Raw genomic sequence first — 25681 nt, forward strand, 5'->3', positions numbered from 1 at the left:
CCCGAGCGCCGAGGTGGCGCCGAGCACGGTGACCTTCTCCGTGTCGGGGGTGTCGGCGGCATTGCCCGCGGACGAGACCGTGCTGGAGGCGGCCGAGGGCGCGGGCGTCGAGATCCCCTATGCATGCCGTGCGGGCACATGCGGCGCCTGCGTGGTCAAGCTGCTGCAGGGCGAAGTGACGATGGAGGTCGAATCCGGCCTTGCGCCCGCCGACAAGGCGCAAGGCTATGTGCTCGCGTGCCAGGCGAAGGGGACGGGCACGCCGCTCGTGGTCGAAGCCTGATGCGCGAACGCAGCGACATTGCCGTGGGCCTGCTGGTCGCGTTCCTGCTGCTGTTCCCGTTCGGCTATCTCGTGCATGTGTCGCCCCGCTTTCCGGGTAGCCTGGCCGGCGGGATCATCGGGATCGCAGCGCTCGTGCTGATGCTGCTGACGCTTCCTTATGTCGCGGCCAAGCACATCGCCTGGGTCGACAAGGCGCTCTCCCGGGTCGTCAGCAAGCCAACCCTGCTCGCCATCCACATCTATGCCGGCGTGCTGGCGCCGATCCTGGGTCTGGTCCACGCCGCGCACAAGCTCGAAAGCCCGGTCGGCCTGCTTCTGACCGTCCTCCTGCTGATGACGGTCATCACCGGCTTCATCGGCCGCTACCTGCTTGCCCAGCTTGGTCGGGCGCTGCGCGGACGCAGGTCAGAACTGGCCTCGCTTCGCGCCGCCTTCCTCGAGGAGCCGGCGGCGCCGACGCAGGCCGATACCGCAGCCCCGCCGCTGTCGGGCTGGAAGCGCTATCTGTTCGTCGCCGGGGATGCGTCCGCGGGCCAGCGCCCCCAGGACAAGGCGGGGATCGCCGCAGCGCTGGCCGATACCGAATTCGCGATCCGTGCCGAAGAGGCAACCAACACCCTGTTCGCGCGGTGGCGGTTCCTGCACATCCTGCTGGGCTGTCTCATCTTCGCGCTGCTCGGGCTCCACGTCGGCGCGGCGATCTATTACGGGCTGCGCTGGCTATGAGCTGGCAGCGTCTTTCCTACGCCGTCTTCATCGCAGCCCTGCTGGTGATGGTCGCCGCGGTCGCGATCCGGATGCGATCGGACGCGCCGAGGGATGCCGGCCTGGTGGCGCAGCTCGTCTCGCCCGGCCCGCTCTCGAGCGCGCACCAGTCCTTTGCCGGCCAATGCACGGCCTGCCACACGCCGGGCAAGGGCGTCGAAACCCGGACCTGTCTCACCTGCCATGCGGGCACCGATTTCGGGACGAAGCAGTCGACGCAGTTCCACGCGAAAGCGACGCAGTGCACCTCCTGCCACGTCGAACATGAGGGAGAGCGCGGCATCATCCGCATGGATCACGCCGCGTTGCTCGACATGGCGAAGTGGCGGCAGCCTTTGGCGGGCATGTCGACAAACACTCGAAGCCTGACCCCCGAGACCGCGCTCAATTGCGCGAGCTGCCATGCGTTCCGCGATCCGCACCAGGGCCTGTTCGGCACCGACTGCGCGAGCTGCCACAAGACCGACAGCTGGAAGATCGCCAATTACCGCCATCCATCGGTCAATTCGACGCAGTGCGCCGAGTGCCACAAGGCGCCGCCGAGTCACTTCATGGAGCATTTCAGCATGGTCTCGCAGCGCGCAGCCGGATCGAAGGCGCGCGTCGACCAATGCTATGCCTGTCACGCCACCGACAGCTTCAACAATATCCGCAAGCGAGGCTGGTATGATCACCATTGAGGCCGACTGGCTGAGCGCCTTCTTCCGGCTCGCGGTGATCGGCCTGGAACTGGCGGGCACGCTGACCATCCTGGTCGGCGCGGGGCTCGCAACCTTTCTGTTTGCGCGGCGGGCGAGGGCGGGCGACCGAACCGAGGCCTATAGCGCGTTCCGCTCGGCGCTCGGCCGCAGCATCCTGCTCGGCCTGGAATTTCTGGTCGCCGGCGACATCGTCAAGTCGCTGGTGATCAACCCAACGCTCGACGATCTCATCGTTCTGGCCGGGCTGGTGCTGGTGCGGACCTTCCTGAGCATCTCGCTCGGGGTCGAGATCAACGGCCACTGGCCCTGGGAGGAAACCCGGATGGCGCGGGAGAAGGCGCGTGCGGCGTCGGATGGGTCGCCTGCGACGGCTGAGGCCGCCGGATGCGGCACAGCGCTCAAGGGATAGCAGATGGGAGGTGCATGATGATCGAGAGACGCGAATTGCTGATGGCCGGCGCCGGCCTTGCCGCCGCCGGAACGCTGGCTGTGCCGGCGGCGGCGCAGCAGCATCGAATGGAAGGGATGGCGATGTCGATGACGGACTGCATCGACGATTGCGTGGCTTCGCACCGCATGTGCCTGGAAACCGCCGCTTGGCTGACGAAGCAAGGCGGCGCGTCAGCTACGGCGTCGCTGATCGCCATGCTGAACGACTGTGCGGAACTGTGCCAGGCGACCGCCAACTCGATGCTGCGGGAATCTGCCCTGCACCGCATCGTCTGCCGCGCCTGCGCCGACGCTTGCGAGCGCTGCGCCGAGGAATGCGGACGCCATAGCGCGGACCAGCGGATCGCGCGTTGCTCGGCCACCTGCAAGAAATGCGCGGCGAGCTGCCGAACGATGGCGGACATGTCGAGCTGAGCGGCGCGCTTCGCACGTGCCCCACATAGTCACGTTCAGGCCAGAGCCCCCGGTCACAGCTTGTGTGTCCGACAACTACGCCAGGACAGCGATCATGGCACGTGGCACAAAGTCCGAGTATCCGGCAACGGCGGAAATCATCGCACCCGCCATCGCCGGAGCCTTCCGTGCCGCCACCCGATAGTCGGGTAATGCCGAGCACCATCTTTACGATTGCGTGAACGCTCCACGGTCGATCTGTATTGGAGAAGTCAGTGTCAACCGCCGAATTTGTCAACCGGCTACCCGAATTGCTCCGCCCCAATCCAGCAAGGGTAGTGATCAGACCCTATATGCCGTCGACGGAAACCTATAAATATGCGGTACCGGATCAGCCACGTGCGCAGCGCATCGCCGACCGCGTCCTGGCGCTCGACCCAGCATCGCTCCACGATGAGTTGCAACGCATTCTTGATGATTTCTCGGGAAGGCATCGTGAGGTTCCGTCCCTGTTTTTGCGGCGGTTCCACGAGGTTGATGGCATCATCGTCTGTGATTGCGAGGTCACCCATGAACAGGCGCTCTTGATCGGTGCCCATTTTTGCAACGAATATTCCTATGAGGCAGCAGCGCTTTTCAATCCGAGCATCGTCCTGCATCCTGATTAGTCTGCTGTACCTGAAAACTCTCTCCGATTCATTCTTTCCCTGCGAGGCGTGGGCGAGGGGCATATCTCCTCCGTCACCTTTCGCACCGGGTTTTGCGCCGCGGACGGAACCATAGCAATCAATCCTCCGAGCCCCATGCCGCTCGTGCTGGAGACTGAAAACATCTCCGGCGAGGACGGGCCGGACGCGGGCATTCGGATCAAGTGCGATGGCAGCCACGATCTCTCGGAGATCGTGATCTTTCCGACAACCCCCAGCCAGCGTGGTGGCATCGAAGACCTTCGCTTGGTCCGCTTCCTGGACGACGATGGCCGAGCCACCTATTTCGGTACATATACGGCATTTAGCGGCCAGTCCGTCCGGCAGGAGTTGTTGTCCACGCCGGACTTCCGGACATTCGAACTCAGACCGCTGCGTGGGGATGCCACCGGTAGCAAGGGCATGGCGCTTTTCCCCCGACGCATTGCCGGGCACTTTGCCATGCTTGGGCGCGAGGATAACGAAAATATCTGGTTCCTGACGTCCGCGGACATTCACGACTGGAGTGGCGGAGCGAAAGCCATCGAACCTCGCTGGCCTTGGGAGTTTGTCCAGATCGGTAATTGCGGATCGCCGATCGAGATCGACGAAGGCTGGCTGGTCGTAACTCATGGAGTCGGCGCCGTTCGGAACTATTGCATCGGGGCGTGCCTGCTGGACCGTGACGATCCCTCGAAGCTGCTGGCGCGGACGAAGCTACCGCTTTTGCGGTCGGACATGGATGAGCGCGAAGGTTATGTGCCAAACGTAGCCTACAGCTGCGGCGCGATGGTACATAATCGGGTGCTGGTACTGCCTTATGCCATTGCTGACAGCTTCACCACTTTTGCCACTATTCCTCTCGAGCGTCTGCTGGCCGCCATGGATTAGTCACTGTTGCCGACCTGTCCTGCTCTCGAGTCCGAACCATAGTTACACATCGGCACAACAACGATGCCAGTGCGATAATTTATGGCCATCTCAGAGACGGACTTCGCACATTACGTATACAGCAAGGCGGAAGGTGACACCATTTCACGGGCAAGCTCCGGAAGGGGCGACAATCGACCGGGCATATGCTCGATCGAACGGGAAACCCAGACTTGAAGGAATGGATAATTGCGCAAGAAGACGGCAATGATCGCTTCGCTCGCAGCTCTCGGCTTCCTCGCCGTCAGTGCCGGACCGGTGCTGGCGGACGGGATGCCGCCGGGCATGCCCGATCTTGAGGAGACCCTCAAGGCCAGGCCGGCGCCTGCCCAGCCCGATCCTGCCCACATGCAGGGCATGGCTCACGGTAAGGAGCAGATGCACGGCCAGATGATGCAGGGCCATCGAATGGCGATGCGGGATTCGCAGGACCAGGACGGCGCCTCCGGCATGTCACACAGGTCGGACGGTGGTTGCTGACCCTGCCATCATTCCATCAGACGACAAGGTTGACGGACAAGATCATGGCCGCTTTCAACCGAAGCCTTGGTCCGCCGTTCCCACGGCGGGCCAATCGCTTTTCTGGCCGGTCTCAGGACGAGAAAACCAGGCCGGGTCACATTTTTGATCGATCCCGGATCATCATTTTACGCGCCTGCTCCAGCAGGCACACGGCCGATCGGATTTCGATTCGTAACTTACGTATACAGACAGCGTCTCGCTAGCAGCATTGAAGCTTCGGAATTGCCGGGATCGGAACGTCGATCGGGCAACAGGAAGAACACTCGGAGACCCTCAATGCGACAGACGACATTTCTCGCGGCGCCCGTCAGCCTCTTCGCGACGCTAACCTTCGCCGCCGGCACCGCTCTCGCCCAGTCGACGCCCGCGCCCGCGCAGGCTGCGCCGGCCCATGCCCACCAGCAGGGCATGGATCATGGCGGGCAGCAGATGCACGATCAGATGATGAAGGATCATCAGGCCGGCGCGCAGAAGCAGCAGGGGCAACCGGCCCAGCAGGATCAACAGGGCATGTCGGGGATGGCCGGCATGTCCGGCGGCTCGCCTGCATCGAACGGCTCGGGCATGGCCGGTAAGGCGAAGAGTGGCTGCTGCAAGATGCCGATGAAGAAGGCCAAGCCGGCGGCGAAGAAGAAGACCGCCAAGCCCATGGCCGACAAGCCGATGAGCGACATGTGAGGTTTCCAGCCCCGAGAACAGACCCCAGGGGCTGAGGGCCCGCCGTTCCCCCGCGGCGGGCCAGTTCTTTGACGATGCCCAGCGTCGCCCCGTGCTCCCAGCTTTCAAAACCGGGTCCGAGCGTCTGACTTGACAGAGGAAACAGCGATGCGAAAACATCTTGGCGTCGGTGCTGCTGTTGGCTTTCTGCTCTTTGGCAGCACGCCGCTCCTCGCACAGGGTATCGGCCATAGCTTGTTCATGCGCGGCAAGATCGTCCGTATGGATGCGGGCGGCACAGTGGCCTGCCTGGGTAAGGCCGATGGCGCGCACATCGGGCAGATACTCGAAGTCTATCACGCAACGCCGCGCCACCGCCGTCTTGTCGGTCATGTCGAAGTCGACCAGATTTTCGACGACCATTATGCTCATTTCCGCGTGAGGGACGGGACGCTTCAGAAAGGCGATTGGGTGAGCCTAAAGCGCGTCCGGGCGTAACGCCAGAATTGGAATGCCAAGCGCCGCCCTCGCCAAAAGAAGACTCGGCCGAGTAACGCCTGTCTCGGCATAATTCCGATCAGGCGTGCGCGAATACGTTCAGGAGTCGATGAATAGTCATCGGCTCTGTTGGCGTGTCTGACCCTCAAGCCCGCGACCCCGATACCAGACTACCTTCTGCGGAACTTACTTATAGGCCACCCGGGCAAAGAGATTACTCCGTCAGGCCATCGATAGAGATGGAGTCAGGTTATGTTCGAGAAGGCGATCGGGACCATTAACGCGGCGGCCTCCTTCCGACACCGCTATGATAATTTCATCGGAGGCCGCTGGAGCGCTCCTGCGGGCGGCGAGTATTTCGCCGACACGAGCCCGATCAATGGCGCCCAGATCGCAGAGTTCGCGCTGTCGACGCCGGAAGATGTCGAGCGCGCGCTCGATGCGGCGCACGCCGCCAAGGATCAATGGGCAAGGATCGCGCCCGCCGAACGCGCCAGGATTCTCAATCGCGTCGCCGACCGGCTCGAAGACAATCTGGAGTTGCTGGCACTTGCCGAGACGATCGACAATGGCAAGCCGATCCGCGAGACGCGCGCTGCCGACGTGCCGCTCGCGATCGACCATTTCCGCTACTTCGCCGGCTGCATCCGGGCGGAGGAAGGCGGCATCTCGACGATCGATGCGGACACCATCGCCTATCATTTCCGCGAGCCGCTCGGCGTCGTCGGCCAGATCATCCCGTGGAACTTCCCGCTGCTGATGGCGGCGTGGAAGATCGCCCCGGCGCTGGCGGCGGGCAACTGCACCGTCATCAAACCCGCATCCCAGACGCCGCTCACCTTGCTGATGTTCGCCGAGCTCACCGCCGACATCCTGCCGCCCGGCGTGCTCAATGTCGTTACCGGCCCGGGACGGACCGTTGGCCAGGCGATCGCCGCCAATCCGCGCATCGCCAAGGTCTCGTTCACCGGCGAGACCGTCACCGGCAAGCAGATCATGCACGCCGCGGCGGACCATCTGATCCCCCAGACGATGGAGCTTGGCGGCAAGTCGCCCAACATCTTCATGGCGGACGTGCTCGACGAGGACGATGCCTTCTTCGACAAGGCGCTCGAAGGCTTTACTTTGTTCGCCTTCAACAAGGGCGAGGTCTGTACCTGCCCGTCGCGCGCCCTGATCCATGAGTCGATCTTCGACCGCTTCATCGAGCGCGCCGTGGCGCGCGTCGCCGCGATCCGCCAGGGCGATCCGCTCGACCCGTCGGTCCAGGTCGGCGCGCAGGCGTCGGAGGACCAGCTCCACAAGATCCTGGGCTATATCGATATCGGCAAGGCCGAGGGCGCGCAGTGTCTGGTCGGTGGCGCCAGGGCGCTGCCGGGCGGTGCGCTCGACCAGGGCTATTTCGTGCAGCCGACCGTGTTCGTGGGTCAGAACCACATGCGCATCTTCCAGGAGGAGATCTTCGGTCCCGTCCTGTCGGTCACCACGTTCAAGACGGTCGAGGAGGCGATCGCACTTGCCAATGACACCGCCTACGGTCTTGGCGCGGGCGTCTGGACCCGGAGCGGCAACACCGCCTACCGGCTCGGCCGCGCGATCGAGGCCGGGCGGGTCTGGACCAACTGCTATCATCAGTACCCCGCCCATGCCGCCTTCGGCGGATACAAGGCATCGGGCTTCGGGCGTGAAAACCACCGGATGATGCTCGATCATTATCAGCAGACCAAGAATCTGCTCGTCTCCTATGACGAGCACGCGCTCGGCCTATTCTGACCCCCCGCTTAAAAGGAGAAACGGACATGGCGAAAACCATGAAGGCGGCGGTCGTCCGCGAATTTGGCAAGCCCCTGGTCATCGAGGACGCGCCGATCCCGACGGTCGGCCCCGGGCAGGTCCTGGTCAAGATTGCGGCAACCGGCGTGTGCCATACCGACCTGCACGCGGCAGAAGGGGACTGGCCGGTCAAGCCCAACCCGCCCTTCATTCCTGGCCATGAGGGCGTCGGGCATGTCGCCGCCGTTGGTGCCGGCGTCACCCATGTGAAGGAAGGCGACCGGGTCGGTGTGCCCTGGCTCTACACCGCCTGCGGGCACTGCGTGCATTGCCTGGGTGGCTGGGAGACGCTTTGCCACGAACAGCAGAACACCGGCTATTCGGTCAATGGCAGCTTTGCCGAATATGTCCTCGCCGATCCCAACTATGTTGGTCACCTTCCCGACAATGTCGACTTCCTCGACATTGCGCCGATCCTCTGCGCGGGCGTCACCGTCTACAAGGGATTGAAGGCCACCGAGGCCCGACCCGGCGAGTGGGTGGTCGTCTCCGGCATTGGCGGGCTCGGCCACATGGCGGTGCAATATGCCCGAGCCATGGGTCTCAATGTGGCCGCGGTCGACATCGACGATAGCAAGCTCGACCTCGCTACACGCCTTGGCGCCACACTGACGGTCAACGCGCGCAACGAGGACCCTTCGGCAGCGCTCAAGAAAGCCATTGGCGGCGCGCACGGGGCGCTGGTGACCGCCGTTTCGCCCAAGGCGTTCCAGCAGGCGCTCGGCATGGTCCGGCGCGGCGGCACGGTCGCGCTCAACGGCCTGCCGCCGGGCGACTTCCCGTTGTCGATCTTCGACACCGTGCTGAACGGCATTACCGTGCGCGGCTCGATCGTCGGCACGCGGCTCGATCTGCTCGAGGCACTGGCGTTCGCCGGCGAGGGCAAGGTCAAGGCCACGGTCCATGCAGACAAGCTGGAGAACATCAACGACGTCTTCTCCCGCATGCATCATGGCGACATCGAGGGCCGGATCGTCCTCGACCTCGCCTGAAGCCGACTTCGCGAAAGTACAGTTCATGTCTCCCTTACATATCCGGCCGATCGCGCGGCGCCGTTTCGTCCAGGGGCTGGCGATCGGCGGCGCGGTCGCCGGTTTCGCCCCGGCGCTTCTCGCGCGATCCGCACCAACCTTGCCCGCTGAGCTGAGCGGGACCGAGTTCGACCTCGAGATCGCCGAGCTGCCGGTCAACTTCACCGGCAAACGCCGTATCGCGACCGCCGTGAACGGCAGCGTGCCCGCGCCGGTCCTGCGCCTGCGCGAAGGCGACACGGTCACGCTGCGCGTACGCAACGGCCTCAAGGAGATGTCGAGCATCCATTGGCACGGCATCATCGTGCCGGCGGAGATGGACGGCGTGCCCGGCATCAGCTTTGCCGGCATCGCGCCGGGCGAGACCTTCACCTATCGCTTCGAGGTCCGCCAGAGCGGAACCTACTGGTATCACGCTCACACGCTCGCCGAGCAGACGGGACTCTATGGAGCGATCATCGTGGAGCCAAAACAGGTGCCGACGGCGCGGGCGCCCGATCGCGACTATTGCATCGTGCTCAGCGACTGGTCGGACGAGCCGCCGCTGCAGATCTTCCTCAATCTCAAGAAGCAGAGCAGCTACTATAATTTTGCGCAGCCGACCGCCGGCGATTTCCTCAAGGATGTCGGCACCATGGGCTTGGGCAAGGCGCTCGAGCGGCGGCGGATGTGGAACAGCTCGCGGATGAACCCGACCGACTACAGCGATGTCTCTGCCGCGACCTACACCTATCTGATGAACGGCGCGCCGCCCGCCGGCAACTGGACCGGTATCGCCGCGCCCGGCGAGCGCGTGCGCCTGCGCTTCGTCGGCGCGGGGACGGCGACGTTCTTCGACGTGCGGATCCCCGGGGTCGAGCTGACGGTCGTATCGACCGACGGGCAGCCGGTCGAGCCGGTCACGGTCGAGGAATTCCGGATCGGCCCGGGCGAGACCTACGACGTCGAGTTCACCATGCCCGAGGGCGGCGCCCGCACCATCTTCGCGCAGGCGATCGATCGGAGCGGCTATGCGCGTGGCACGATCGCACCGGCCCCGGGCATGGCGGCAGCCGTGCCGCCGCTCGATGCCCGGACCTGGCTCGAGCCGGTCGACATGATGGGCGCGATGGCGACGATGGGCGCAATGGGAGGCGACGCGCATGCCGGGCACGGCATGACCGAGATGCCGGCCAGGGCACGGCACGCCCGCACCGAATATGGCGCCAATACCGACATGCGCGTCGACTATCCGCGCACCAATCTCGACGATCCCGGCGCCGGGCTGCGCGGGCGCGGCTGGCGCGTGCTGACGCTGGCCGATCTGCGCACGCCGGGCGGCGATCCCGACCCGCGCGAGCCCGAGCGCGACATCGAGCTGCATCTGACGGGCAATATGGAACGGTTCATCTGGTCGCTCGACGGCATCAAGCTCAACGATTCCAGGCCGCTTCATTTCAAGCCAAACGAGCGGCTGCGCGTCACCTTCGTCAACGACACGATGATGGCGCATCCGATGCATCTGCACGGCATGTGGAGCGATGTCGAAGGCCCGGACGGCGCCTTCCAGGTCCGCAAGCATACGGTCGTGGTCCAGCCCGCCCAGCGGGTGAGCTTCCGCGTCACCGCCGACGCCATGGGCCGATGGGCCTTCCACTGCCATCTGCTCTATCACATGGCGGCCGGCATGTTCCGGGAGGTGGTGGTCGCATGATCCGGATTTTCCCCTCGCGCGGCATCGCTCTTGGCGCTGCCCTCTTCCTGGCGCCGGCGATCACGGCTCCCGCCCTCGCGCAGGAGGCCTCGCCCCCGTCGCCCGCCGCCACCCCTGCCCAAACGGCCACTCCCGCTCAGCACACCCCTTCCGCGCAAGGCTCTCAGGACCATGCGGGCATGGACATGCCGGGCATGGATATGACCGACACGAAGGCGTCCGGTAACGGCGCCACGATGGACATGGGCTCGATGCAGGGCGGCCAGGCCCCGCCGGACGCGCGCAACTCGGACGATTATGCCGACGGCTACCGCAACTCGACGCTGCCGGGCTATGAGATGGCCGACAAGCTCTCAATCCCCAAGATACTTGTCGATGAGCTTGAGTTCACCAGCGGCAACGAGGGTCAGGGCGTGGGCTGGACCGTGCTCGTCACCAAGGGTCAGGACAATGACAAGCTCTGGCTGCGCAGCCAGGGGCTCAAGAACTCCCGCGACCAACGTCTCGATCCGGAGAGCAGCGTCGAGGCGCTGTGGTGGCACAGCAAGAACCCGTTCTGGGGCACGCTGCTCGGGGTCAGGCAGGATCTCGGCAAGGGAGCGACCACCTGGCTGGCCGCCGGCGTCGAGGGACTGGCGCCCTATTGGTTCGACGTCCAGCTCACCGGCTATGTAGGAACCGATGGGCGTCTCGCGGCGCGCGCCAAGGCGTCCTATGAGGTCTTGTTCACCAATCGGTTGATCCTTACGCCGCAGGTGGAGACCAATATCTATTCGAAGCGGTCGAGCGATCGGCAGCTCGGCAGCGGCTTCAGCAATGTCGAGCTGAGCGGACGGTTGCGCTACGAGGTGTCGCGCAAGTTCGCGCCCTATATCGGCTTCGTCTGGGAGCGCGCATTTGACGGCACGGCCGATTTCCGTCGCCTGCGCGGGGAAGGGCCTTCCGAACACAGGCTGGTGATCGGCTTGCGCGCCTGGTGGTGATCCGCGGATGGCCACTCGAGGGGTCGACCGCGAACGCGCCGCGTGACAAGGCTGGATCGCAAGCCAACGGTCGCTGGCCGGCCTCCTTTTTCGTCTTGTTGCTCGCGGCGGCTGCGGCGTCGGCGGGACAGACGGCCATTCTCGCCTTCCTTCCGGCACTGGTCGACCCGGCTCGTGGCGCGCTATCGTCAAGCGCTCATGATTTTCATGTCGCGAGCCTGACCGCGGTCCATCCCCTGGCAGCCTTGCTGGCGGCGCCGCTCTGGGGCTGGATCGCGGACCGGGTCGACTATCGGGCGATGTTGCGCGCAGCGCTGGTCATCCTCGCCCTGGTGACCGCGCCGATCGGCCTCGTCGGGCTGCCTGAGCTTTATGCATTGCGCCTGGTGGCGGGGATGGCGTCGGCCGCCATCATACCGTTGGGCTTGCTCTGCGCGAGCTTTGCCGCAAACGAGCGCGCGGACCAGGCGCGGCGCTTCACCTGGCTGACCGCCTTCTTGTTTCTGGGCGATCTCGCCGGTCCGCTGGTGGCGGAGGTCTCGGCCGCGATCCTGCCCCGCGCTCCCCTCATGATCCTCGCTTTCGGCATCGGTGCCGTCGGGGCGGCGCTTTGCGCCGTGCGTCTGCCGCGCTGGTGTGCACCTTGCATCGATGGCGGAGACCTGCCCGCGCCGACGCTCGGCGCGACGCTGATCCTGCTTTTCGTCACGATCGTCGCGGGCGGCGGGCTGGCGGCGATGCATGTCAATCTCCTGGTGACGCGGAGCGTCATTTCGCTGAGCCGCGAAGAGATCGCCTGGATGCTCAGTCTCTGCGGATTGGGCATGCTGGCAGCACAGATCTTCCATGCGAGGCTCGATTGGCTGGTGACCATGCCGAGGCGGCTTGCGGGGCTGACGCTCGGCCTGCTGGCTGCGGCGCTCTTCCTGTTCCCTGTCGCCGCGAGCATGGCCGAACTCAGTGGGATCATCGTTGCTGCCGGCTGGAGCTCGGCAACCCTTCGATTGGTCACCAGCTTCTGGATCAGCGGTGCGGCAGCCCCTTCGGGTCTGAAGCTCGGTCTCCAGCATTCCGCCGCCAGCATCGGGCAGGCGCTCGCGCCGCTGGCGATCGCCGTCGTCGCTCCCGGGGCGCAGCACTTAGTCTTGTGGGGGATTGGTGGTCTGTCGCTGGCGCTGCTTGTGTCCTTGCCGCTCGCCTGGAGGCCGCGCGCCATCGTGAAATCTTCAGCGTGATGAGGGGTAGGGGGCATCAATGCGTATAGATCATTAGGAACCCTATCGCATGCTTCCGGGAGCCGTTCATGAAGACCCGTCTTTCTGCCGCCTTGCTGTTCCTCACCCTGCCCGGCGCAGCGCTTGCGGCGAATGATGTCGTCGTCCACCGGGACCCGGGTTGTGGATGCTGTGAGAAGTGGGCCCAGGCGCTTCGCGCGAAGCTGGGCCGCACGGTCGTCATGCGCGACGATGCGTCGCGCGGGGCGCTTCAGCGGAGGGCCGGCATGCCGGGCACGCTGGCATCCTGCCACAGCGCGATGGTTGATGGCTATCTGATCGAGGGCCATGTCCCGGTCGCCGATATCAAGCGCCTGCTGGCAACCCGTCCCGTAGGCGTCAGAGGCATTGCGGTGGCGGGGATGCCGATCGGCTCGGAGGGCATGGAAGTGGCAGGCGCCGCCCGCCAACCCTATGCGGTGGTGTCGTTCGGCAGTTCGGGCCAGAAGGTCTTCGCGCGGCATTGATCACGCACGCCTCGGCTCTCGCTGGTGATTTCCTGTTTGAATGACTGGGACTTGCTCGCCCCCACCTGTATAGTCATTTGATGCATGCTCCCGCTCGCCCCCATAGCCGCGCATCCGCTCCCCGGACGAAAGCTGCTTCTGTGGGCGAACCCGCGGTCGACGCTGCCGGTGCGGAGAAGCAACCTCGCTATGTGGCGATCAAAGACAGCATTTTCGAGGACATCCGGGAAGGTCGCCTGAAGCCCGGCGACCAGACGCCGTCAGAGGCCGAGCTCGTCGAGACGTTCAAAGTCTCGCGCATGACCGCAAACCGGGCGTTGCGGGAACTGCAATCGGCCGGTGTCGTGGTACGGCGGGCGGGGCGGGGCAGCTTTGTCGCCGAGCCCCGGCCGATCGGGCAGCTGATCGAGATCCGCAACATCGCGGAGGAGGTGCGCGGCAGGGGCCACGCCTATCGCGCGCGCGTCATTTATAATATCGAGATACGGGCTGATGCGGAAAGGGCAGCTCTGCTGGAAGTCGGCTTGGGCACGCGCCTCTTCCATTCGCTTATCGTCCATCACGAGACCGAATTCCCAATTCAGGTCGAGGAGCGCTTTGTGCTGGCATCTGCTGCGCCACGCTACGGAGAGAGGGATTTCAGCGCCTCGACGCCGAATGAATATCTGACACGTGTTGCCCCGCTCGAGCGAGTAGAGCACCGGGTGTGCGCGGCGATGCCGGATACAGCCATGCGAACAATGCTGGGCCTCGCTGAAGGAGAACCAGTGCTAATGATGACGCGCAGAACCTGGAGTCGCGGACGTCTCGTATCGCACGCTTGGCTCACGCACCCGGGCAATCGGTTCGAGCTATCGGCGGCTTTTTCTGTTGGGACCTAGCGATCAGCCCGCGCCCAACTTGACGGCCGATTTGCGCCTGCGCCGCAACCATCGCACGTCGGCGCGACTGAAGCTCTTAAACAGCAGGTAGAAGCCTGTCCCCGACAGCCACAAAGTACCGAACGCAACGAAGACGATCAGCGGGTGATTGAAGCTGGTGCGGTTCACATAGTCCATATTGTGGAGCATCCAGAAGAAATCCCAGGTGCGCCATGTGTCGCCGCGCATGACCAGGAATCGGCCGGTGTCGGCGGAGATGTAGGCGCTGCTGTTCTCTGCGTCCGCGAAATCCAGTCGCCACATGGTGCCTTCGTGCTCGCGCGCTTCCACATTCGGTTCGGCGAGCAACGTTGCCTTGCGGATCGGTGCTTCATTCACCATCGTCGCGACGTCGCGCGCGACCTGCTCGTCGACCCGAACCGGGGCGCCGCTCGTCGCGTCGATTAGCCGCGTGCCCGTGGTGGATCGAAGCTCGTAGACGGGGCGTGTGGCAAGGGACCGCAAGGCGATGCCGAGCACGGGACCATCAAGAGCGAGCTTTGCCGGCGCAATATAGTCACCGGCAGGTAGGGCGTGCTGATGGCTGGCCTGCGCACTGTGTCCGCCGACCTTCTCCTGATCGAGCAAGGCCATCATCGAGCCGCTCAGAGCCCAAAGGAGAAACTGCACGCCCAGGATCAGGCCGACCCATTTGTGGATGCGCCGAAAAAAGAGCGGGGTGAACCGGATTTTCTTCATGCCTTCTTCTTCCTGCGCCGCGGGAACGACCAAAGCAGCAGCCAAGCCCCGGCCAGCGCCATGGCAAGGGCACTCCAGGTCGCCACGCGCAGCAGCGGATTGTTGACGTCGGAGCGATCGTCATAGTCCATGATGTGCAGCATCCACGCGAAATCGAACACGCGCCACAGCGCATGGCGGCGCGAGATCAGCTCGCCGGTCTGCGGAGAGAGATACAGGGTTGGCCGGTTCCAGGCATCGAATTCGACCTGCCAATAGGGAGGCTTGCGCGCCTGCATTTCCAGTGGCGCCGTCGTCAGCAGCCGGGCTGCGACGATGTCCCCGGTGCCGCTGTAGATGCGCCGAGCGGCGGCGCGGATTTGTGCCTCGCTCAAATCGGGGATGGGCTGTCCCGAACCTGCATCGAAGAGTCTTGGACCACCCGGGGTTTGCGCGCGCCAGACGGGCTGATCCATGAACCGTTGCAGGCGGATCTCGGACGCGTCGGGAGCCGATTGAACAATCCGCGCCGGCGGGACGAAGCTCGCAAGGTCGATGGGGGCGACGACCGGTGGGCGGACCAGATCGTCGCCATGGATGATGTCGATATGGACGGCCACCATATAGAAGCCGGTCAGCGTCCAGAGCAGAACCTGGACGCCGACGATCAGGGCCAGCCACTTGTGCGTCCGGCGGATGACCAAAGGCCAGCGAATTGCCATGTGCTGCCCTTCAGAACGCGGTTCGGAAGCCGGCGTAGAAGCGCCGTCCGAGTAGATCATAGGTCATCGTGTCGGTGTTGGCATCGGTGAAGCTCTGGATATAGGGCGCCTTGCGGTCGAACAGATTATCGGCCCCGATCTGGAAACGTGTCTTCTCGTCGATCGCGAAGGCAAGCTGAAGATTGTGGTAGAAGACGTTCGGCGTGCGGTAGCCGATGTCGCCGGCCGATGCGTTGAAGTCGGTCGCCTTGCCGATCCATTGTGTCGACCAGGTCGCGCTGATGCCGTCCTTTTCCGCCGTCAGCACGCCATAACCACGCCATTTCGGATAGCCGCCATTGCCGCCCCCGATAAACCCGTCGAAATAGATCGGCGCGCCGCCGGGGAAGGGGTTTACGACATATTTGTTGAGATAGGTCATGTTGAGATCCAAGGAGATCTTCACCTCGCCCACCGCACCACTGTACACCAGACCCAGATCGAGACCATTCATCTCCTCGCGGCCGGTGTTGATGGGCTGGGCGGAGAGGTAAGTGACCTCGCCGGTCAGCGCGCTGCGCGTAAAGTCGCTGCAGAACGGGTGCGACAGGTTCTGGCTCGCATAGCAGACTGCGAGCTTGGTCGAGCCGGGAATGGCCCGGATCGCGTCCTTGATCTTGATGTCGAACCAGTCTGCCGTCAGCGACAACCCTGGGATGATGCCGCGCGGCGATATCACCGTACCAACGGTCCAGGTCGTGGAGCTTTCGGGCCGAAGGCTCTGGTTACCGCCCACTGTGGTGAGGATCGTGGTGCCGAGCTGCGTATAGTTGGCCGGCACACCGGACGCCTGACAATTGGCGATCAAGGTCACGTTGCCGCTGGAGGTGTAGCGCGAGCAGGGATCGGTCGTGGTCAGATTGCCTTCCGAGACGCCGCCGAAAAGCTCCGGCACGTTGGGAATGCGAAAGCCCGTCCCATAAGTGCCGCGCAGACGGATGCTGTCATTGACTACCCAGTCGGCACTGAGCTTGTAATTCCAGTCGCTCCCGAAGAGATTATAGTTTGAGTAGCGGACTGCGCCATCGAGCGTGAGCGCCTTGGCGAAAGCTGTGTTGGCAAGCACCGGCACCGATAGCTCGAGATAGGCTTCCTTGGCGGTGCTCGAGCCCGAAATAGGATCCTGCTGATTGACGTTCGCCACGCCGAGCACCGTCAACGGGTCGGGATCGCGCCAGCCTTTTTCGCGCCGATAGACCACGCCGGTGGCGAAGGACACCGCGCCGGCTGGAAGGGAGAAGAGATCGCCGTTGAGGTCAGCCGTGACCGTGCCGAGTTCGTTGCCTCCGCGATCGCGCGAGGTGAACAGAATATAATCCAGAACCTGAGGTGTCAGGTCTCCGAACCCAAGATAGTCACCGCAGGGGATGGCCGCGCCCGCCGTGCTGGAGCATTTGCTCCTGTCGAGCGTGTTCGCGACGCGCTCGAGATTGGCGATGTTGGTCGAGCCGTCGACGGCCGTGTTACGCCCGAAGCTGCCCGCGACTTCCCAGGCCCAGTCGTTCGCCAGCTTGCCGCGCAGCCCGAAGGTGCCTTGCCAGGTATCGGTCTCCTGGAAGAAGTGGCGCGCGCCGGGTTCGGCGAGGCGGCGCTGGGCCAGGACCAGGTTCTGGCCGGTCGGATTGGTCGGATTGCTGGCTGGTATCGAGAGATTGCGCAGCGTGCCGGGTGTCGCGATCTGATTCGACTTGCGGAACGTATAGAGGAACTCGCCGAACGCCTGGATACCGTCGGTCAGCGCATAGTCCGCGAAGAAGGCCGTGCTGACGCGCTCGACTGGGCTGACCGCATTGAGAAACGGGTTCGAGTTGAAGTTGTGCTTGGCGGGACTGTAAGGCTCGTAGAAGTTCCCGTTCCCTCCGGGTACCTGGTTGAAGTTGATCTGTTGGCCGTTGGGCAGCACCGCGCGTCCGCCGATCGTCGAGGCGCTGTTGACGCAGCTCAGCGAGCCCGGCGTCGTTTCAGCGAGCGAGCAGGGCGCACGCGAGGCCATGTTGACGGCGCTGGTCTTCTGGTAGGTGACTGCTGCCATGAACCCGCCACGATCGTTGCGAATGCCCCAAAGTAGGTCCGCGGTGAGATCGGAGCCGTCGCCGCGCTCGGTAATGCCTTGTCGGACGCTGAGACCCAGGCCTTCATAATCGGTGCGCGTGACAAGGTTGACCACGCCGGCCATGGCATCGGCCCCGTAGATAGCGGACGCGCCATCCTTGAGGACATCGGTGCGTGCCAGCGCCACGACCGGGATCATGTTGAGATCGGGTGAGGAATTGGCGCCGGTGCCGCCCGCGACGAGGCGTCGGCCGTTGAGGAGCACGAGTGTGCGCTTGATGCCGAGGCCGCGCAGATTGACCTGAGCAGTGCCATAACCGTTGTTGGTCCAGTAGGCCGATGTCTGGTTGCCCGCGAAGCCGGCATTGGCCGGCAAACGCTGCAAGGCGGTTTCGATATTGACGATGCCGGTATTTTGGATCTGCTCGGCGGTGACCACGGTGGCCGGTCCAACCCCGGCCAGATCCTGCCGACGGATTCGTGAGCCGGTAACGACGATGTCGCTGTCATCCCCCAGGACTTGTGCTTTTGGCTGCGGTGTCGGATCGGCCTGAGCGAGAGCCGGCGCGGCGTAGCCCGCGACGATGGCGGCGCTGCCGAGCAGGGCCATCCTGATGGTCATGTGCAATCCCCCTGACGTTTTAGAACAGCCACAGACAACATCAGTTGTATATACAGGTCAACAGTATTTTTCCTGTTTTTCCAATACCTTATTCTCGTGAAATTTAGATATAGATATAGCTATAATACGCACGCCAGACGTCGAACCCTCATGACTGAAGAGATATTTTTGCGAGCGCTCATTTGCAAAGCTGCTGAGATAGGAGATAGAATATCATATCGTAATACAGCCTCGCACGCTTCGATTTGATGATCGGGACATTTGGCCGGCAAGAATGCGAAGCGGCATGATCACATGTTATTGGTGTCGGCGTGATATACCTAGGTATAGCGCTAGAGATGCTCCGGGAACATTAGTCCTTTGCTGAGCTTGCACGCGCCAGGGAAAGTAATACCGATGCGGACCGCATTTGATCCTCGTTTCCTGGATGTGTCGCGCCTTCTTCCGGATTGAGCCGCAGGTTCGCCTTTTGAGGCAGATGAAACGACTCCTGACGAAACGTCGTGCGACGAGTCCGGCGACCTGAGATCGTCGCGCAGCCACTGGGTCACTTGGCGATGATCCAATCCGGTTCGGCAGTGGCGGCGCAGTCCTCGAACGTCGATCGCATCCGCGGAGCCGACGGGCCGGCTTGTGCATGAGCCGCCCTGATTTTGCCGCTGGGCAGTACGGCAGGTTGCGAAAAATGCTTGCTGTGTCCCGGTCGGCGCGCGGGCGTGCAGCTCGCGCCTCGCACGATCACACGCGCAGCAGTCGCCCCACCGCCCGCATGATCGTCGCCCGGCGCGCCGCGTGCTCGGCAGCGTCGCGTGCAGCTCCGGTCATGCACCAGAGCTGGGTGAGGGCGGCGACAAGCCGGACGACATCCAGGGGCGTGAAGTCGGCGACGATCCGCCCCTCGGCCTGCGCCGCTGCGATCCCGTCCAGCTTCTCCCCGAGAAGGACCTCGCCGGCCGGGAGCATCAGAACATCCTGGCCACGCTCCAAATGATGCCAGGTCAGCAGCCTCCACAGGCGCGGGCGTTCGACCAGCAAGTCATAGGTGCGCCCCGCATAACCCTCAAGATCATTGGGATCGAAGCGATCGGCCTGCGCCGCGTCCATCACTTCCTGCGTCAGCGCGGCATCGAAGAGCGCCTCCTTGTCCCCGAAATAGGTGTAGAGCATCGGCTTGCTGATACCCGCCGCCTGCGCAATCCGGTCGATCCGCGCGCCCGCCAGCCCATGGGACGCGAACTCCTCGGTCGCTGCAGCCAGGAGCGTCTCGCGGCTCTGTGCGGCATTCCGCCGGGTTCGTTGCTTCATCACACCTCCAAGCATTGACGCATTCCAGGTTTCAAGTTACCTACCAGTTGGTAATATATGGAGTAACATATGTCCAATCACTGGTTTCTCACGGGCGCGTCCAGCGGCATCGGCCGCCATCTGGCCGAACTGATCCTGGCCGCTGGCGACGACCTTACCGCGACGGCCCGCAAGCCCGAAAGCCTCGATGATCTCGCGGCGAAATATCCGAGCCAGCTGCGCGTCGAAGCGCTCGACGTCACGGTCAAGGACGATATTGCTGCGGTCGTGGCCCGGGCGCAGGCGCGTCGACCCGTCGATATTCTGGTCAACAACGCCGGCGGCGGCGTGATCGGCGCCACCGAAGAGATGTCGGACGCCGAGGTCGAAGGCCAGATCGCGCTCAATCTCATGGCGCCCATCCACATCACCCGCGCCTTTGTCCCCGCCATGCGGCTGCGCGGGAGCGGCCGGATCATCCAGATCTCCAGCGCTAGTGGTCAGGGCTCGCTTCCGACGAGCAGTCTCTATCATGTGGCCAAATGGGGCCTGGAGGGCTTCAGCGAATGCCTCCGCCAGGAGCTTGAACCCTTCAACCTGTTCGTGACACTGATCGAGCCGGGCGGGGCGCGCACCAGCTTCAGCCACAATCTGCAATTCGCCAGCGAGATCGCCGCGTATCGCGATACGCCCGCCGGCCATATCCGCAAGATGTTCGAGACCGCCGGAAACGAGCTCTACACGCTCGACCCGCAAAAGATCGCGCAAGGGATCGTTGATGTCGCAACCAGCGACCATCCGCCGCTGCGCGTGACTCTGGGGGGTGACGCTTTCGGCGTTGTCCAGGCGGCGCTGCAATCGCGGCTCGCCTTTCTGCAGTCCCAGGAAGCGCTCGCGCGCTCGGTCGCTTTCGACAGTTGAGCTTTTCCGTCTTCCAGCTTTCGTCTCCGCGCGGTGCGACGCGCCTCACCGGGGCCCGGCAACCCTGTCGTCAGCGCCGTTATCCGATACTTAGGTATAGTCATCCGACACGATTGCAGAGGCGCCACACGGGCAATCGCTTGGTACCATCGCAAGAGAGGAAAACCCTCGCGGTCGCCAATCAAGGGTGCGCAGACCTTCGCAGTCTGCGTGCCCTTGATGTGGCAGCGCGCCGCCCAGCCACGCGCGTCATGAACGGGAGCGGCCTTCTGCGAAACCCAACGCTCCGCCGCATTTTCTATAAGCTCTCGCTCGAATTGCTGCGCGCCGCCTTCTTCTTCCTGCGATTGGGCTTGAAGAATGACGAGTGTTTGTGCGCGCGTCTCAATAGGCGAGGCACACGGCTTCCGGTCGCCGCCGCCGTTCTTTGTCACAATGGCAAACGGCTACGGCCGGCGACCCTGATCGATCCGGCGTGCGAGCACGTCGGCAAGGATGACTTCGTGTGGATCAAAATGTCCCAGCCCAGCGAAACAGAACTTGCCGACATCGCCGGGAATTACGGCCTTCACCCGCTTGCCATGGAAGGTGCCGACAACGGCCACCAGATTTCGAAGCTCGACGATCACATGCTCAGGGTTGAGAGCGCCATCACCGGCATCCGCGACATCCTGATCTCGGTGTTCGAGGCGAGTCACCTGCTCGAACAGCAGCGCCAAGGTGCGATCACCCGTTAGCTTGCCGCCCGGGCTGCGATCCTCGCGGTGCCTACCGCGATTGCCGGAATCTACGGCATGAATTTCGAGAATATGCCCGAACTGAAGACGCAATGGGGATATTTCGTCATCCTCGGCGTCATCGCTGCGGTCTGCATTGGGCTCTACATCCGGTTCAAACGTAGCCACTGGCTTTGACGGCGCAGATCGGCTTTCCACATCGCGCCGGGCTGAGGCTGCCGGGGGCCGGCCGCCACAATTCAATGCTTTCGAAGCGTCTCGATGCGGTGCCGGTCCAACGCTTCGAGCAAAGCCCTGCCGATCAGCGGCTTTGCGAGAACATGATCGAAGCCCGCCTCAGCGGCCCGCGAGGCCAGCAGCGTGTCATGAAAGCCTGAGATCATGATCGCGCGTCCCGACCATCCGATCTCGCGAAGGTGACGCAGCATCGCGAATCCGTCGATGTCGGGCATGCGATAGTCGAGGATGACGCAGTCTGCCTCCTTCGCGCGGGGGTCGGCCAACAGCGCGTGGCCGGTCGTATATCCCCACACGGCATAGCCGCGCGATCTCAGCAGCAGCTGGAGGCCACGCCGCACGCCGGGATCGTCGTCGGAGACGAGGATGGTGTATCTGCCATCATGCTGAGTGGAACGGACCGATGGCATTGCGAGAAGCGGACACCCGTGTGACGATTGCACCATCGATCGCATATCGCGCCTCGTCCCGTCGCTACGTAGAGGTCGCAGTCACTTCGGCTTGCGGCCCATGCCCGCGGCAAAGGCGATCCGCAGGGCTTCGGACAAATTGCGGACCTCGAGCTTGGCCATCAGGCTCGCGCGATGGACCTCGACCGTTCGCGATGAACAGCCCAGGTCATAGGCGATCGTCTTATTGGGCAGGCCGTTCGCCAGCCCTTCCAGCACTTCACGCTCCCGGGGCGTCAGTGCAGCGACCCGCACGCCGGCTTCAGAGGTTTCCAGAGTGCGAAGGTCGACATCGTCGAGACGCGCGAACGCGCGGCTGACGGCGCCGAGCAGGGCGGCTTTCTCGAAGGGCTTCTCGAGAAAGTCGACCGCGCCGCCTTTCATGGCCTGCACCGCAACCGACACGTCGCCATGGCCGGTCAGGACGATGACCGGCATATTGACCCCGCGTGCTGCCATGGCGGCCTGAATCTCGAGACCGTCCATCTCGGGCATGCGCACGTCGAGGATGACGCAGCCGACGGCCGCCGACTTCGCCTCCTTGAGAAACTCCACGCCCGAGGCATAGGTCACGACGTCGTAGCCCGCGGTCTTGAGCGCAAAGCTCGCCGCCTTGCGGATGCTCTCCTCGTCGTCGACCAGATGGATGACGCGTCTATCCCCCATGTTCCTCCTCCGCCCGCGCATGGATCAAGGTAAAATGAAAGCGCGCGCCGCCGCGGTCGGGGCGCTCCATCCAGATACGGCCCCCATGCGCTTCGATGATGGTCCGGCAGATCGAAAGGCCGAGGCCCATGCCGTCGGCCTTTGTCGACTTGAACGCCGTGAAGAGCTGCTCCCGGACCTCGTCGGCGATGCCGGGGCCGGTATCCTCCACGGTCACCTCGATCAGCCCGTCAGGGCGCAACCTGGTCGCTACCTTGAGGTCGCGAACAGGACACGCCGCCATCGCCTCGATGGCGTTGCGCATCAGGTTGACCAGCACCTGCTGGATCTGCACCCTGTCGACGAGAACCGGCGTCGCGGCGGGATCGACCGCGAAGAAGCTGCGGATGCCGCGCTCGCGTGCACCGACCAGCGCGAGCTCGCTCGCCTCGGCGACAACCTGCGGCAGATCGTGGAGGCTCTTGTCGACCTCGCCGCGGGCGACGAAATCGCGCAGGCGCCGGACGATATGGCCGGCCCGCAGCGTTTCCTGTGCCGCATCATCCATCACCGACCGTAGCGACACGAAGGGTTCGTCGTCCCGCTCGTCGAGCATGTCGCGGATCGTCTCGAGATAGAGCGCGACCGCGGCAAGCGGCTGGTTGAGCTCATGCGCGAGGGTCGAGGCCATCGTGCCCATCGCGCTCAGCCGGGAGACATGGACCAGCTCTGCCTGCAGTTCCTTGAGCCTGAGCTCATCCTGCTCCTTGGCGGTGAGATCCCGGATGAAGCCGGTGAACAACCGCTGCCCGTCTTCACCGGCCTCGCCAACCGACAGCTGCATCGGGAAGGTCGAGCCGTCGCGGCGCTGGCCGACCACGACGCGGCCGAGGCCGATGATCCGGCGCTCGCCGGTCTGGAGATAATGCGCGATATATTCGTCATGCCGGTCGCGATCGGGCTGGGGCATCAGGCAGGAGACGTTGCGGCCGACGAGCTCGGTTTCCGAATAGCCGAACAGGCGTTGGGCGGCCGCGCTGAACGACGTGATGTCGCCGGTCTCGTCGATGATGATCATCGCATCGGGGACGGTCGCCAGGATCGACTGGAGATGCTGCTCGCGGGTCTCGATTGACGCCCGGACCGCCGCCTCGTCGGTGACATCGCGACTGATGCAGGCAAAGCCTCGATGTGCGTCGCCTTCGAACAGGGCGCTGATCGTCAGGCGCGCGAGATACTCCGCTCCGTTCTCGCAGACCCGCCACGCTTCGCGCTCCAGCGTGCCTTCGTGAAGGGCGGCCGCCAGGTCTGCGCACGGGCGGCCGGCCGCAATCTCGTCGGGCGGGTAGAACAGGTCATGGGGCTGTCCCAGGACGCGATCGAGGGGCCAGCATTCGGCACGCTCGCCTTCTTCATTATAGCTCAGCACGATCCCGGCAGGATCGAGCAGCGTCAGGACATGGCCGCCAGCCTGTCGCAGGAACAACGGCGCAAGCCGCACCACCTCCCTGGCAATCTCGTCCGCCCCGCGCCTCGTGTCGACCATCGGCCGGCTCACATACCTGGCCGGGCGCACGTATCCGGGCGTAGCCCGACCGTGCCACTCAGCGCCGCGCGAGTATGGCCTTCATCTCGTCGATTTCCTGCCGCTGCGAGCGCTTGATCGCTTCGCAAAGCCGGATGACTTCCGGATCGCTGAGCTTTGCTTCCTGGCACATCAGGATCGCCCCGGAATGATGCGGGATCATCGAGCGCAGAAAGGCCGTGTCGCCGATCGTGGTCTGGGTGCGGATGAGTGCAAAGCTGCCGAAGAAGGCGACCAGCGACGCGGCGATCAGCGCGATGTTGGCGGCCTTCGACACGAACATGTGTCGCATGGCGAGGATCATCAGCACCACCATCGGTGCGACCATCATCAGCGTCATGTAGAGCATGTTGAGGTTGTTGTAGAAGCTGTCGAGCCCGTCGATCATGACGAACATCACCAGATACATGATGACGCCGCTGATGACGGTCTGAACGGCAAGGCTCCAATAGGCACCCATCTTCCGGGTGTTCATGTGGGACGAATGGTCCATGGCGTATCTCCTTCGCTCGGCGCCGGCCGACCTGGGTATGAGTGTAACGCCCCGCTCTCTTGTTCGCCCCCGCCATCAGCCGTCCTGATGCTAAAACCAGAAGCGAACGCCGGCGACGAAGCTGGTGGCATGGACGTCCTCGCCCGCAAGCCTCGACAGCCGCGCCGTGTCTCCGGCTTTGCGCAGATAGGAAACGCCGATGTAAGGTGCGAACTGGCGGCTGAATTCGTAGCGCAGGCGCGCGCCGAGCTCTATGTTGACCAGCCCCGAACCGATGTCGTTCTCCGGAATATCCTGCGCGGCGAAATTGACCTCGGCGCGCGGCTGCAAGATCAGGCGCTGGGTGATGCGCTGGTCGTAATAGCCCTCGACCCGGCCCAGAACATCGCCCTTGGTCGAGAGGAACAGCGCGCCTTCGACCTCGAACATGCCAGGAGCCAGGCCCTCGACGCCGATCGTCGCGTAGGTGCGGTCGGGCCCGCGGCCGAAGTCCTGGCGGATACCGCCCTGAAGATTGAAATAGGGGTCGATGGCCCGGCTGTAGAGCACCTGCACCTCGGCGCTGTCGATGCCGCGGCCGAACTCGCCTTCGCCCTCGCTCTTGAGCCAGAGGCGGTTGATGTCGCCGCCGTAAAAGCCTTCGCCATCCCAGCGATAGCCATCGCGGCCGCTATGCGCCTGATACTCGAACAGGTTGAGCAGCACCTGCCCGAAATTGTTGCCGCCGCTGTCCTTCATCATGATGTCGCGCGAGCGCGCCATCTCGCCGCCGGGAAAATCCCGATCGGCGAAGTGGTCGCCTGGGGGCGGCGGCGGGGGCGCATTGCCGGCCGGAAGTGCGGTGCCGGTCATTTGCATGCCGGGCATGGCGGGCGTTCCCGGCGTCGCTGTCTGGCCATGCTGCGCATGGTCCATCCCGGGCATGTCGGGCATCGCGCCGTCCTGATGCTGGGAGTGGTCCATGCCCGGCATCTCCGGCATTGCGGGAGACGTGGATTGCGGCTGACCGGCCGCATTTGCTTGCGCCGCGGGAGTGGTCTGGTGCTGCGAATGGTCCATTGCCGGCATGGTGTCCGGCGCTGGCTTCTGAGCGCGCGGCCTGGCAGTGGGCTTGGGGCGCGGCGCGGCG

The 25681-nt window shown here is 64.0% G+C and carries 27 protein-coding genes and 1 pseudogene; 19 read left to right on the forward strand and 9 right to left on the reverse strand.

All coding sequences use genetic code 11. The annotated features are described in order from the left end of the window. The 17 genes from BHQ40_RS19105 to hutC all read left to right on the forward strand — a co-directional run. Nucleotides 1–283, forward strand: a 283-nt coding sequence (locus BHQ40_RS19105) for a 2Fe-2S iron-sulfur cluster-binding protein (RefSeq protein ID WP_139139360.1), incomplete at its 5' end; no start/stop codon positions are given. After that, nucleotides 283–1011 (forward strand): hypothetical protein, encoded by a 729-nt coding sequence (locus BHQ40_RS19110; protein ID WP_070157480.1) that lies wholly within the window; start codon nucleotides 283–285, stop codon nucleotides 1009–1011. The genes BHQ40_RS19105 and BHQ40_RS19110, both read left to right, overlap by 1 nt. After that, nucleotides 1008–1730 carry a hypothetical protein gene (locus tag BHQ40_RS19115; RefSeq protein WP_007406380.1) on the forward strand — a complete coding sequence of 241 codons (723 nt, stop codon included), beginning with the start codon at nucleotides 1008–1010 and terminating at the stop codon, nucleotides 1728–1730. The genes BHQ40_RS19110 and BHQ40_RS19115 overlap by 4 nt, the downstream gene beginning before the upstream one ends. Continuing rightward, nucleotides 1717–2160 (forward strand): DUF1622 domain-containing protein, encoded by a 444-nt coding sequence (locus BHQ40_RS19120; protein WP_007406411.1) that lies wholly within the window; start codon nucleotides 1717–1719, stop codon nucleotides 2158–2160. The genes BHQ40_RS19115 and BHQ40_RS19120 overlap by 14 nt, the downstream gene beginning before the upstream one ends. Nucleotides 2161–2174: 14 nt before the next feature. Continuing rightward, complete coding sequence (locus BHQ40_RS19125; RefSeq protein WP_015449267.1) at nucleotides 2175–2615, forward strand: four-helix bundle copper-binding protein; 441 nt, start codon at nucleotides 2175–2177, stop codon at nucleotides 2613–2615. A 254-nt stretch (nucleotides 2616–2869) separates the two neighbouring features. Continuing rightward, entirely contained in the window at nucleotides 2870–3262 is a 393-nt protein-coding gene (locus BHQ40_RS27050) for a hypothetical protein (RefSeq protein ID WP_232318550.1), read from the forward strand. A 135-nt stretch (nucleotides 3263–3397) separates the two neighbouring features. Beyond that, nucleotides 3398–4171, forward strand: coding sequence for a glycoside hydrolase family 130 protein (locus BHQ40_RS27055; RefSeq protein WP_020818755.1), 774 nt, complete (start codon nucleotides 3398–3400; stop codon nucleotides 4169–4171). Between the two features lie 228 nt (nucleotides 4172–4399). Beyond that, nucleotides 4400–4690: a hypothetical protein gene (locus tag BHQ40_RS19135; protein ID WP_007406388.1), complete on the forward strand. Its 291-nt coding sequence runs from the start codon at nucleotides 4400–4402 to the stop codon at nucleotides 4688–4690. A gap of 318 nt (nucleotides 4691–5008) precedes the next feature. Next, the gene (locus BHQ40_RS26295) at nucleotides 5009–5410 is read left to right on the forward strand and encodes a hypothetical protein (protein WP_015449265.1); all 402 of its coding nucleotides are present in this window, start codon (nucleotides 5009–5011) and stop codon (nucleotides 5408–5410) included. A gap of 147 nt (nucleotides 5411–5557) precedes the next feature. Then, nucleotides 5558–5887: a hypothetical protein gene (locus tag BHQ40_RS19145; RefSeq protein WP_004212674.1), complete on the forward strand. Its 330-nt coding sequence runs from the start codon at nucleotides 5558–5560 to the stop codon at nucleotides 5885–5887. A gap of 252 nt (nucleotides 5888–6139) precedes the next feature. Then, nucleotides 6140–7660 (forward strand): aldehyde dehydrogenase family protein, encoded by a 1521-nt coding sequence (locus BHQ40_RS19150; RefSeq protein ID WP_015449264.1) that lies wholly within the window; start codon nucleotides 6140–6142, stop codon nucleotides 7658–7660. 26 nt (nucleotides 7661–7686) lie between these two features. Further along, on the forward strand, nucleotides 7687–8712 hold the full coding sequence (gene adhP / locus BHQ40_RS19155) for an alcohol dehydrogenase AdhP (RefSeq protein ID WP_004212676.1): 1026 nt from the start codon (nucleotides 7687–7689) through the stop codon (nucleotides 8710–8712). Between the two features lie 25 nt (nucleotides 8713–8737). After that, entirely contained in the window at nucleotides 8738–10444 is a 1707-nt protein-coding gene (locus tag BHQ40_RS19160) for a copper resistance system multicopper oxidase (protein ID WP_015449263.1), read from the forward strand. Next, a complete protein-coding gene (locus BHQ40_RS19165) occupies nucleotides 10441–11427 on the forward strand; it encodes a copper resistance protein B (protein ID WP_004213030.1) in 987 nt (328 codons plus the stop codon). Before BHQ40_RS19160 ends, BHQ40_RS19165 begins: the two co-directional genes overlap by 4 nt. After that, nucleotides 11421–12662 (forward strand): MFS transporter, encoded by a 1242-nt coding sequence (locus BHQ40_RS19170; protein ID WP_015449261.1) that lies wholly within the window; start codon nucleotides 11421–11423, stop codon nucleotides 12660–12662. Before BHQ40_RS19165 ends, BHQ40_RS19170 begins: the two co-directional genes overlap by 7 nt. Before the next feature lie 68 nt (nucleotides 12663–12730). After that, entirely contained in the window at nucleotides 12731–13168 is a 438-nt protein-coding gene (locus BHQ40_RS19175) for a DUF411 domain-containing protein (protein WP_070157481.1), read from the forward strand. Nucleotides 13169–13359: 191 nt separating this feature from the next. After that, nucleotides 13360–14049 carry a histidine utilization transcriptional repressor HutC gene (gene hutC, locus BHQ40_RS19180; RefSeq protein WP_230588639.1) on the forward strand — a complete coding sequence of 230 codons (690 nt, stop codon included), beginning with the start codon at nucleotides 13360–13362 and terminating at the stop codon, nucleotides 14047–14049. A 3-nt stretch (nucleotides 14050–14052) separates the two neighbouring features. On the opposite strand, the gene BHQ40_RS19185 is transcribed toward hutC, so the two are convergent. The 4 genes from BHQ40_RS19185 to BHQ40_RS19200 form a co-directional block, all read right to left on the reverse strand. After that, nucleotides 14053–14787 (reverse strand): PepSY domain-containing protein, encoded by a 735-nt coding sequence (locus BHQ40_RS19185; protein WP_004213137.1) that lies wholly within the window; start codon nucleotides 14785–14787, stop codon nucleotides 14053–14055. Beyond that, nucleotides 14784–15488 (reverse strand): PepSY domain-containing protein, encoded by a 705-nt coding sequence (locus BHQ40_RS19190; protein ID WP_004213138.1) that lies wholly within the window; start codon nucleotides 15486–15488, stop codon nucleotides 14784–14786. The genes BHQ40_RS19185 and BHQ40_RS19190 overlap by 4 nt, the downstream gene beginning before the upstream one ends. Before the next feature lie 10 nt (nucleotides 15489–15498). Next, entirely contained in the window at nucleotides 15499–18201 is a 2703-nt protein-coding gene (locus BHQ40_RS19195) for a TonB-dependent receptor domain-containing protein (protein WP_004213139.1), read from the reverse strand. 738 nt (nucleotides 18202–18939) lie between these two features. Further along, on the reverse strand, nucleotides 18940–19506 hold the full coding sequence (locus BHQ40_RS19200) for a TetR/AcrR family transcriptional regulator (RefSeq protein WP_015449258.1): 567 nt from the start codon (nucleotides 19504–19506) through the stop codon (nucleotides 18940–18942). 69 nt (nucleotides 19507–19575) lie between these two features. Here BHQ40_RS19200 and BHQ40_RS19205 point away from each other — a divergent pair, with 69 nt between their 5' ends. Both BHQ40_RS19205 and BHQ40_RS27060 read left to right on the forward strand, forming a co-directional pair. Beyond that, nucleotides 19576–20406: an SDR family oxidoreductase gene (locus tag BHQ40_RS19205; RefSeq protein WP_015449257.1), complete on the forward strand. Its 831-nt coding sequence runs from the start codon at nucleotides 19576–19578 to the stop codon at nucleotides 20404–20406. Between the two features lie 611 nt (nucleotides 20407–21017). Beyond that, nucleotides 21018–21320: pseudogene (locus BHQ40_RS27060) on the forward strand (CorA family divalent cation transporter); the annotation flags it as partial. Between the two features lie 62 nt (nucleotides 21321–21382). Here BHQ40_RS27060 and BHQ40_RS19215 read toward each other — a convergent pair. The 5 genes from BHQ40_RS19215 to BHQ40_RS19235 all read right to left on the reverse strand — a co-directional run. Beyond that, on the reverse strand, nucleotides 21383–21790 hold the full coding sequence (locus tag BHQ40_RS19215; RefSeq protein WP_016743851.1) for a response regulator: 408 nt from the start codon (nucleotides 21788–21790) through the stop codon (nucleotides 21383–21385). 81 nt (nucleotides 21791–21871) lie between these two features. After that, a complete protein-coding gene (locus tag BHQ40_RS19220; RefSeq protein WP_015449255.1) occupies nucleotides 21872–22495 on the reverse strand; it encodes a response regulator transcription factor in 624 nt (207 codons plus the stop codon). After that, nucleotides 22485–24020: a PAS domain-containing sensor histidine kinase gene (locus BHQ40_RS19225; protein ID WP_030089528.1), complete on the reverse strand. Its 1536-nt coding sequence runs from the start codon at nucleotides 24018–24020 to the stop codon at nucleotides 22485–22487. The genes BHQ40_RS19220 and BHQ40_RS19225 overlap by 11 nt, the downstream gene beginning before the upstream one ends. A 58-nt stretch (nucleotides 24021–24078) precedes the next feature. After that, on the reverse strand, nucleotides 24079–24552 hold the full coding sequence (locus BHQ40_RS19230) for a DUF305 domain-containing protein (RefSeq protein ID WP_015449253.1): 474 nt from the start codon (nucleotides 24550–24552) through the stop codon (nucleotides 24079–24081). A 90-nt stretch (nucleotides 24553–24642) separates the two neighbouring features. Beyond that, nucleotides 24643–25681 (reverse strand): copper resistance protein B (locus tag BHQ40_RS19235; RefSeq protein ID WP_139139361.1); only part of this gene is annotated, 1039 nt, incomplete at its 5' end.

Origin of the sequence: Sphingobium phenoxybenzoativorans, from assembly GCF_001757355.1 — a bacterium.
Classification (GTDB): Bacteria; Pseudomonadota; Alphaproteobacteria; order Sphingomonadales; family Sphingomonadaceae; genus Sphingobium; species Sphingobium phenoxybenzoativorans.